Below are 504 nucleotides of genomic sequence, written 5' to 3'. Positions count from 1 at the left end.
CCTTATCGTGAAGGACGATGCTTGTTCCAGCTTCTTTTGCCGGCGCAATTTCAATCCAGCGAAATCCTTGACCGTTATTTTCTTCTGCAACGATTTGGAATCCTACTGTTTCTGTCCAGAATTGCACTGATTCATCTTGATTATTTACATATAACATAATTTGTCCAATTTGATTAATCATAGGTGTCTCCTGCTTTCTTTTCTTATATGAAATACTATCCCGCATTAACGGGCAGTAAGACTCCCACCTCAAAAGTCGCAAATGCGAGGAAGCGAGGTGGGAGATAACTGCCCGTAAAAGCCCGATTGGTGAGGGCTGATAATCAGTGGGGGATGAACAAAACCCCCACTGATTAAAGTTTCACTTTATAATAAGAGTTTTTAGAAAATCAATATTTTACGTAATTTGACGAGGTGTTAATGAAATGAACTCGTACACACAATTTGAACGAAGAAAACACATACTAGATGAGTTAGAAAAGTACAACCGGGTTATGGTGAATG

At 39.1% G+C, this 504-nt stretch carries 1 protein-coding gene; it reads right to left on the bottom strand.

What is annotated here, in order from left to right; all coding sequences use genetic code 11:
• A partial coding sequence (locus SB775_RS27410; RefSeq protein ID WP_410864286.1) for a VOC family protein occupies positions 1-181 on the bottom strand: 181 nt, incomplete at its 3' end.
• Positions 182-504 lie beyond the last annotated feature (323 nt).

Source organism: Peribacillus sp. SIMBA_075, assembly GCF_046534585.1.
Note: the sequence above shows the minus strand (reverse complement) of the source record. Positions and strands in the feature narration are given on the sequence as shown.